We start from the raw sequence: 7,872 nt of genomic DNA, 5'->3' as shown, positions 1-7,872 counted from the left end.
AACATTTTCTTGAACGCATCGATATCCTGAATAATCCCGAAAACCCTGTTGCAGACTTCACCTTCAAATTCAGGAAGTCCTTTTACCCTTACCCAGATTGTAACACCGTCATTACGGACAAGCTGTAATTCTTCATCAAATGGAACTCCTTCAGTCATGGCTCTTTTAAAGAGGAACTTCATTCTTTCAAGGCTGTCATCTTTGAAGAAACTGACCGCATTTTCAAAATCGGGCTGAAAATCATTTCCGACTTTATGAATTTCTTTTGTACTCTGGGACCAGAAAACATTTCCTGTTTTCATGTTGACTTCCCAGCCTCCTACCTGGGCAACCGAGCTTGTCTGCTCAAGAATTTCTTTCGTATAAGACAGATCATTTTCTAATTTATCCCTTCGGATAAGGTCAGCTTTTAGCTGTATATAAAAGAATATTGTTACCGCAATGGCCGCAATGGCAGAAAAAATAATAAATAAAACAGTGGATTGGGAAGAGCTGTTCAGATCGTTATCCTTTACGGAAAGATGCATTTCCTCATATTTTACAAATTCCCCCACCAGCGTACGGCATTTGTCCATAGCCATCTTATTCTGGACGAGTTCTTTCGGGGTCATGATTATTCCGCTCCTGCGTTTTTCAATGAACGAGGCATTTCCTTTCATCATTATGTCTGAAGTATGCATAAGCTCTTTAAGAAGTCTGAGCTGGTGCTGATCTTTAATATTTAAATTATTTATGGTAGAAATAAGCACTGCATATTCTTTCATGCCTTGATCTACAGGTTCAAGAAAACTTTTCTGCCCTGTAAGCTGATACCCCCGGATACCTGTTTCCGAATCTAAAAGAGAATTTAAAACATCTTTAACTAAACTTATTGACTCTTTACTTTTTAATAGACTTTCTCTGTTTTCCATTTGCTTCTGTATGCTGATAAAAGATGCAACAGAACCTGCAATCAGCAGTAATAAAGAAAGCATTACTCCAATCCGGAGATTTCTTATGATTTTTTTCGGCATTGAAAATTTCTTTACAGTAAAGTAAAAAAAATAAATTCTTATATAACTAATTTAATTTAACAATTTATCATAATATACACTCAAAAAATAAGCATATATTGAAAAATCAGTGAATTACATTTTTGAAAATCAAAATCAATAGTTGTTCATAACAATTATAGAAAAAGCCTATTCTTATTCATAATAACTAATTCACAATTTGATTAACAGATACCTAAAAATCCGGAGAAATTCTCCGGATTTTATAGTTAGGTGATGGAAGATCGATATCTGATTTCCAGACTAATTAAAAATTGCCCTACTCTTCATTATTGACAGCATTTTTTTTAATATAAGCGGTTATATGCTCTATAGGAATCAGCTCAAGGATATCATCAGCATTAATTATTTTGTGTTCATCCAGAATACTTTTTACGGCTTTGGATGCTCCGGGATAAGTGGTAAGCCGTTCCAAAAGTCCGTATACATTAACCATTTTTTTATGGGTGTTTTCTGAATCCCCACCAAACCAGGAACCATTAAAATGATGGCTTACATAATTTTTAGGCAAATCCTGTGAAAAATAAATCGATGGATATAAGGTCACATCATGTTTTAGCTTCTGAATGGTATCACTGTAGCGATCCGCACCATACTTTTTTTCAAGCATTTCCGAGAAAATATCGGTATTGATACGTTCTTCAAAACCTTCCTGATCATTGTAATAGTCTACGAAATCTTTAGATAACTGATGATTTGGTTCTGCCATCCAGAAAGCAGAATACGGCACCCCTTTGACCTCAAACCCACATACTGCTTTTTCATTCAGGAATTCATCCAGAGGCAGCTTCAGTTCCATGTCGGTATCCATATATATCCCACCATGTTCGTACATCACTTTAGATCTTACATAATCAGAAACGAAAGCCCATTTTTGTTGAGCAAACGCTTCCTTTACATAATTATTATCATCCAGAGGTGCATTACTTTCATTCCACTCAATAATTTCATAATCCGGGTGAATTTTTTTCCAGGTAGCGATACAGTGTTCAGCCAGCTCGTCTTTAGGATGTCCTCCAAACCAGCAGTAGTGTATTTTCTGTGGTATCATAACTTAATATTTTGAATTGGTTTGATTTAACCATACAAACATTAAACCTTTATCGAAAGCAAAAGCAATAAAAATATTCATTTACGTGAGTTTTCTGCAGATACCCTATTTATTTTTTTATTAAATCTATTGATTCTATGCCTGATAGGTATGATATTCGATACAGCATTGATTGATTATTAATAATATTCTTATGGTACATATGTCAGATCGCCGCTACCAACCCAGATCCTATGTTGAAATTTCCACGCCGGAATGGGTGAAAAACGCAACACTCTATGAACTCAATATAAGACAGTTTTCTAAAGAAGGTAATTTTAAAGCCATTGAAGAACAACTACCAAGACTCAAAAAAATGGGGATTGATATCATCTGGCTGATGCCGATACATCCCATTGGGGAGCTTCACCGAAAAGGAAGTTTAGGAAGCTACTATTCTGTTAAAAATTATTTTGAGGTTAATCCTGAATTCGGAACGGAAGAAGATTTCAAAAGTCTGGTAAAGGCAATTCATGATGAAGGAATGTTTGTGATTCTGGATTGGGTAGCCAATCATACAAGCTGGGACAATCCCCTGGTTGATGAGCGTCCTGAATGGTACACAAAATCAAGAAAAAATACTTTCCAGTCTACACGGTGGCGTGACTATGATGATATCATTGAATTGGATTACAGTCATCCTGAACTACGCAGGTATATGACTGAGGCTTTGAAATACTGGATTACCGAATTTGATATTGACGGTTACCGTTGTGACATTGCCAGTTTCGTACCTATTGATTTCTGGGAAAATGTAAGATCAGAACTAGACACCTTAAAGCCTGTTTTTATGCTGGCTGAAGGTGAAGACCGGGATTTGCACCGGAAAGCATTTGATGCCACTTATAACTGGACTTTATGGAATATCCTGCATCAGATTGCTGTTAATCATTACAGTGTTAAAACGTTAACTGAAGCCTATCTTGCAGAGCATGTATCCGTATTTCCGAAAGAAGCTTTAAGAATGAACTTTATTGATAATCACGATAAAAATTCCTGGGAAGGAACGCCTTCAGGAAATTTTGGAGATGCTTTACAGGCTGCAACCGTTTTTACTTTCCTTATGGATGGTATTCCTTTGGTTTATAACGGGCAGGAAGCCGGACTCGACCGTTCACTGGAGTTTTTTGAAAAAGATCCCATCAGCTGGCAAACGCATGACAATGCAAAACTTTATGCTACGATTTTTAATCTGAAGCACCGCAATCAGGCATTATGGAATGGCCGTTTTGGAGGGGAAATCGTAAGAATTATGAATGATAAGATGGACCAGATCATTTCGTTTGTCAGAGAAAAAAACGGCCATAAGGTTCTTGCCTTTATTAATCTGAGCAAAGATCATGTACTCGCACAGTTTGATACTTCTTTTGACAGAGGTTCCTATGAAAATCTTTTTTCAGGAAAAGAACAAATTGTGGATGACACGCTGATTATTGATATGGCACCATGGGATTATGTTGTGTTGCACCATACTCCATCAAACTGAAGTAATTTTTAATACAAATTGCATTTGGCATTAATTATGAAGGGTTTATATTATTACACTAACCTTTAAATTATTTGTTATGGGAATTAAACCAGGACCGAAAAAAGTTGCAGAATCAACGGATAAGTTAGATCAGCGCCAGAGAGATAACAAGGAAACTCCCAAGAATAAAAAAGAACTTAAACCTCATCACCACAAAAAAGGTGACTAAAGGTATTCTTTACATGAAATTCTAAAAAAATTATCCCGACTTAAGCCGGGATTTTTTATTGTACTGAAATTTATTTAAAATCTTTATCCACTTACAACAAGTTTTTTACTGTGTAACAGTAAGTTTTGATGTTTCATTACATCAACCTGTCAAAATGAATAGGAAGGTCATATATTCTTTTTCCTGTAGCATGAAAGATGGCATTTGTAATGGCAGGAGGCATTCCTACTCCACCGATTTCCCCAACGCCTTTCACTCCAAGATCATTTAAAAAAGAATCATTTTCTTCTACAAAGATTACTTCCAGGTCGTGAATATCTGCATGCACAGGAATATGATATTCCCCAAGATTGGCATTCATATATCTTCCAAATTGATGATCGAGTATGGTTTCTTCATGGAGCGCCTTGCTGATTCCCCAAATCATTCCTCCTAAAACCTGGCTTTCCGCGGTTTTAGGATTGATAATTTTACCGGCTGCAACCGCTGTAACGGCTCTTTTCACTTCAATAACTCCAAGTTCTTCATCTACTTCTACCTCTACAAAAACTGCACTGTGGACAGCTCTTGCTTTTTTTCCATAAGTTAGTGGATTAGGCATCGCAGCATTGGTTGTCCGGATAGCTTCTCCATTATTTGCTGTGAAAATATCTTTAATGCTCACCTCTAGTTCAGGCTGATTTTTTACCGAGATAATACCGTTTTTGAATGTAACGTCTTTAAAGTTTACATTTTTTAGCCCAGATCCATCCAGATCTTTAGCTTTTTTGAAAAGTTTTTTATTTAAAGCCTGGCAGGCATTCTGTACCGCAGGTCCTACCGTAGCTGTGGTAAAAGACCCGCCTTGGATAGGAGCGAAAGGCATTTTACTATCGGCGTAAGAAAATGTAATATCTTCAATAGGAATTCCCAATTCATCCGCTGCAATCTGGGTCATGATCGTCTTCGTTCCGGTTCCAATGTCGGTCACGGCACTTTTTATTTCAACTTTCCCATCAGAAGTCATAATTGCTTCCGCGCGTCCGAAAATCCGGTTGGCATCCCAAATTCCGGTAGCCATTCCGTAGCCTACAAGCTTATTTCCCCTTTTCATGCTCCTCGGTTCAGGGTTTCTTTCCTTCCATCCGAATTTTTCGGCACCTTCCAGGTAACATTTTCTGAGTTCCTTGCTGGAATATTCCTTATCACTGCTTTTATCGATTTCGGAATAATTGATAAGCCTTAATTCCAGAGGATCTATATTTAATTGATAAGCAATTTCATCCATAGTTACTTCAATAGCATGCATTCCGGTACTGCCGCCGGGCGCTCTCATATCGAGCGGACTGTAGACATCCAATGGAACAATTTCATGTTCCAGCAATGTATTTTCTGCTGGGTAAAGCATATTAGCCCAGTTCACCACAATTTCCACATAATCTTCAAACCGTGATGTTTCGCCGATTGCTTTGTGATAAATGGCGTTTACTTTACCCTTTTTATCAGCACCGAATTTTGTATGCTGCAACGTTGGAGGCCTGTGTCCTATCATATACATCTGTGAACGATCCAAAGTTACACGAACATTCCGTTTTAACGCCAATGATGCCATTACCGCCATAAAAAGCTGCTGCTGCGGACGAAGCCCCGAACCAAAACCACCGCCTACAAATGGTGAAATGACCTGAACATTCTTCATTTTAAGTCCGAAAACATTGGCAACATACATTTGGGAATTGATGGTTCCCTGTGTTTTGTCATAAATGGTAAGTTTATCTTTACCTTCGTAAATAACAGTTGAGGCATACATTTCCATAGGATTGTGATGCTCGGTTCCATGACTGAAATAGCTGTCTGTTTTTACCAATGAATTATCATATTCTTTCTCAAAATCACCGGTAGGTTTCGGCGGAGGCGGTTTTAGCAATGAAGCCAAACCCTTTTTAGGATCCCTGGCCTTATCAACATTTGTTTTCAGATTTGTTTCAAAAGTCTCTTCTTCGTAAACCACTTTTATTTTTGCTGCTGCATAACGAGCCATTTCAAAAGTTTCTGCTATCACCAAAGCGATTGGTTGTCCGTTATACCTGATGATATTATCTTTTAATGGCTTAAAAACAGTTCCCGGAGGTGCATCCATGTCAGCATATTTGAAATCAAACCAGGCAGTTGAAGGTTTATTATTATGGGTAAAAACCTCAACCACACCTTCCATTTTTTTTATTTCTGATGTGTCGATGGTCTTGATTTTACCTTTTGTGATTGTGCTGTTGACGATATAGCCGTATAACAGATCACGAGCATCGTATTCCGCTGCATATTTAGCTTTACCTGTTACCTTCAAATGACCTTCCAGACGATTGATAGGCTGTCCGACAGATGGTGTATTTTTCATAAAATTTTAATTAACATTAATAATACATTATAGTGAAGGTTTGGCACCCGGTCTCTGAGAAGATGGATCCATTGCCATCATACAGTTTCTTATAATAGCTTTTTTAGCCAGATCAATCTTAAAACTGTTATGCTGAAACCCGCTTGCTCCTTTTAAAATAATATCTGCCGCAGCAGCAAAATTTTCTTTATTTGCGTCTTTATCCGTTAAAAAATCCTCGGCCTCTTCTACACGCCACGGTTTATGCGAAACGCCGCCTAAAGCAATCCTTGCTTCTTTAATGATCCCGTTTTCCAGTTCAAGACCAGTAGCGACGGAAACTAATGCAAACGAATAAGAACTTCGGTCTCTTAATTTCAAATAGGAATAATTCTTTGAAAATCCTTTTTCGGGTAGTTCAATTCCTGTGATGACTTCCCCTTTTTTCAGGTTATTATCTATGTTTGGAGTGTCTCCCGGAAGTCTGTGGAAATCTGAAAATTTTATTGTCCGATAACCATCCGCTCCGGATATATGGACAACTGCATCCAAAGCAGCCAATGCAATACACATATCCGATGGAAAAACAGCGATACAGTTTTCACTGTGACCCAAAATAGCATGAATTCGATTATATCCTTCAATTGCAGAACACCCGGATCCCGGAATTCTTTTATTGCAGGGAGTGTGTCTGTCATAAAAATAATAACATCTCGTACGCTGCAATAAATTTCCGCCATTAGTCGCCATATTTCGGATCTGCGCCGAAGCTCCGGCCAGAATTGCTTTTGAGAGCAACGGATATCTTTCTTCAACAATAGGATGATATGCCGTATCTGCGTTGGTCATTAAAGCACCGATCATAATGCTTCCGTTATCAACTTCAGCAAGATCACTTATCCCGTCAATGCTGTTAATATCAACTAAAGTATCCGCTTCAGTAACGAAATATTTCATCAGATCAATAATATTGGTACCACCGGCGATGAGTTTATTATCTTCATTTGCGTGGGTTAATGAAACTGCTTCATCAATACTGTTTGCTTTTGTGTAGGAAAAATTATTCATAAGCACCTTGTTTTACAGCCATTACAGCATTAATAATTCCTCTGTTGGCACCACAACGGCAAAGATTTCCGCTCATCAGCTCCTGGACATCTTCACGGGTATTTCCTTTATTTTCGTTCAATAATCCAATAGCGCTGCAGATTTGCCCCGGAGTGCAGTATCCGCACTGAAAAGCATCATGATCAATAAAAGCCTGCTGAACAGGATGCAGGTTTTCACCGTCTGAAATACCTTCTATCGTTGTAATTTCAGCACCAGCTTTCATTACACAAAGACTGAGGCAGCTCAAAACTCTCTTGCCATCAATTAAAACGGTACATGCTCCACACTGTCCGTGATCGCAGCCTTTTTTCGTTCCGGTAAAATGCAGATTCTCTCTGAGAGCATCAAGAAGTGATACCCAGGGAAGTACATCCAGATGATGTTCCTTTCCATTTACTTTTAGTGTAATAGATTGTTTTCCGGTATTTGCCATAAATAGGTAATTTGGTTATGGGTAGTGATACAAAAAAAGAACCGTTAGATATGCTCAAGCCTGAAATTGATTTAAATATATTCAATCTAAATAAGGAAATAGATCATGAAAGGATAAAAAAATATTCTGTACCGTTC

At 37.9% G+C, this 7,872-nt stretch carries 7 protein-coding genes; 2 read left to right on the top strand and 5 right to left on the bottom strand.

Annotated elements, in window-relative coordinates; genetic code table 11:
* Together BUA76_RS15755 and BUA76_RS15750 are read right to left on the bottom strand one after the other, a co-directional pair.
* Positions 1–1,013, bottom strand: a 1,013-nt coding sequence (locus tag BUA76_RS15755; RefSeq protein ID WP_178337348.1) for a CHASE3 domain-containing protein, incomplete at its 3' end; no start/stop codon positions are given.
* A gap of 298 nt (positions 1,014–1,311) precedes the next feature.
* On the bottom strand, positions 1,312–2,103 hold the full coding sequence (locus BUA76_RS15750; protein ID WP_072885750.1) for a glycosyltransferase family 32 protein: 792 nt from the start codon (positions 2,101–2,103) through the stop codon (positions 1,312–1,314).
* A gap of 202 nt (positions 2,104–2,305) precedes the next feature.
* On the opposite strand from BUA76_RS15750, the gene BUA76_RS15745 reads away from it, so the two are divergent.
* Both BUA76_RS15745 and BUA76_RS19460 read left to right on the top strand, forming a co-directional pair.
* Positions 2,306–3,628: an alpha-amylase family glycosyl hydrolase gene (locus tag BUA76_RS15745; RefSeq protein WP_228408497.1), complete on the top strand. Its 1,323-nt coding sequence runs from the start codon at positions 2,306–2,308 to the stop codon at positions 3,626–3,628.
* 79 nt (positions 3,629–3,707) lie between these two features.
* Positions 3,708–3,839 carry a hypothetical protein gene (locus BUA76_RS19460; protein ID WP_262484279.1) on the top strand — a complete coding sequence of 44 codons (132 nt, stop codon included), beginning with the start codon at positions 3,708–3,710 and terminating at the stop codon, positions 3,837–3,839.
* Between the two features lie 136 nt (positions 3,840–3,975).
* On the opposite strand, the gene BUA76_RS15740 is transcribed toward BUA76_RS19460, so the two are convergent.
* The 3 genes from BUA76_RS15740 to BUA76_RS15730 are packed head-to-tail and all read right to left on the bottom strand — an operon-like array spanning position 3,976 to position 7,735.
* The gene (locus BUA76_RS15740) at positions 3,976–6,213 is read right to left on the bottom strand and encodes a xanthine dehydrogenase family protein molybdopterin-binding subunit (protein ID WP_072885748.1); all 2,238 of its coding nucleotides are present in this window, start codon (positions 6,211–6,213) and stop codon (positions 3,976–3,978) included.
* 27 nt (positions 6,214–6,240) lie between these two features.
* Positions 6,241–7,260: an FAD binding domain-containing protein gene (locus BUA76_RS15735; RefSeq protein WP_072885747.1), complete on the bottom strand. Its 1,020-nt coding sequence runs from the start codon at positions 7,258–7,260 to the stop codon at positions 6,241–6,243.
* Positions 7,253–7,735 (bottom strand): (2Fe-2S)-binding protein, encoded by a 483-nt coding sequence (locus tag BUA76_RS15730; protein WP_072885746.1) that lies wholly within the window; start codon positions 7,733–7,735, stop codon positions 7,253–7,255. Before BUA76_RS15730 ends, BUA76_RS15735 begins: the two co-directional genes overlap by 8 nt.
* Positions 7,736–7,872 lie beyond the last annotated feature (137 nt).

The organism is Chryseobacterium takakiae (assembly GCF_900129385.1).
Taxonomy (GTDB): domain Bacteria; phylum Bacteroidota; class Bacteroidia; order Flavobacteriales; family Weeksellaceae; genus Chryseobacterium; species Chryseobacterium takakiae.
The sequence above is the reverse complement of the archived record's forward strand: the minus strand, read 5'-3'. Positions and strand labels throughout refer to the sequence as shown.

What these genes read in the sequence shown, in the direction of transcription:
- BUA76_RS15745 (WP_228408497.1), top strand. Translation starts at nt 2,306, where the DNA reads ATGTCAGATCGCCGCTACCAACCCAGATCCTATGTTGAAATTTCCACG.
- BUA76_RS15740 (WP_072885748.1), bottom strand. Translation starts at nt 6,213, where the DNA reads ATGAAAAATACACCATCTGTCGGACAGCCTATCAATCGTCTGGAAGGT.
- BUA76_RS15750 (WP_072885750.1), bottom strand. Translation starts at nt 2,103, where the DNA reads ATGATACCACAGAAAATACACTACTGCTGGTTTGGAGGACATCCTAAA.
- BUA76_RS15730 (WP_072885746.1), bottom strand. Translation starts at nt 7,735, where the DNA reads ATGGCAAATACCGGAAAACAATCTATTACACTAAAAGTAAATGGAAAG.
- BUA76_RS19460 (WP_262484279.1), top strand. Translation starts at nt 3,708, where the DNA reads ATGGGAATTAAACCAGGACCGAAAAAAGTTGCAGAATCAACGGATAAG.
- BUA76_RS15735 (WP_072885747.1), bottom strand. Translation starts at nt 7,260, where the DNA reads ATGAATAATTTTTCCTACACAAAAGCAAACAGTATTGATGAAGCAGTT.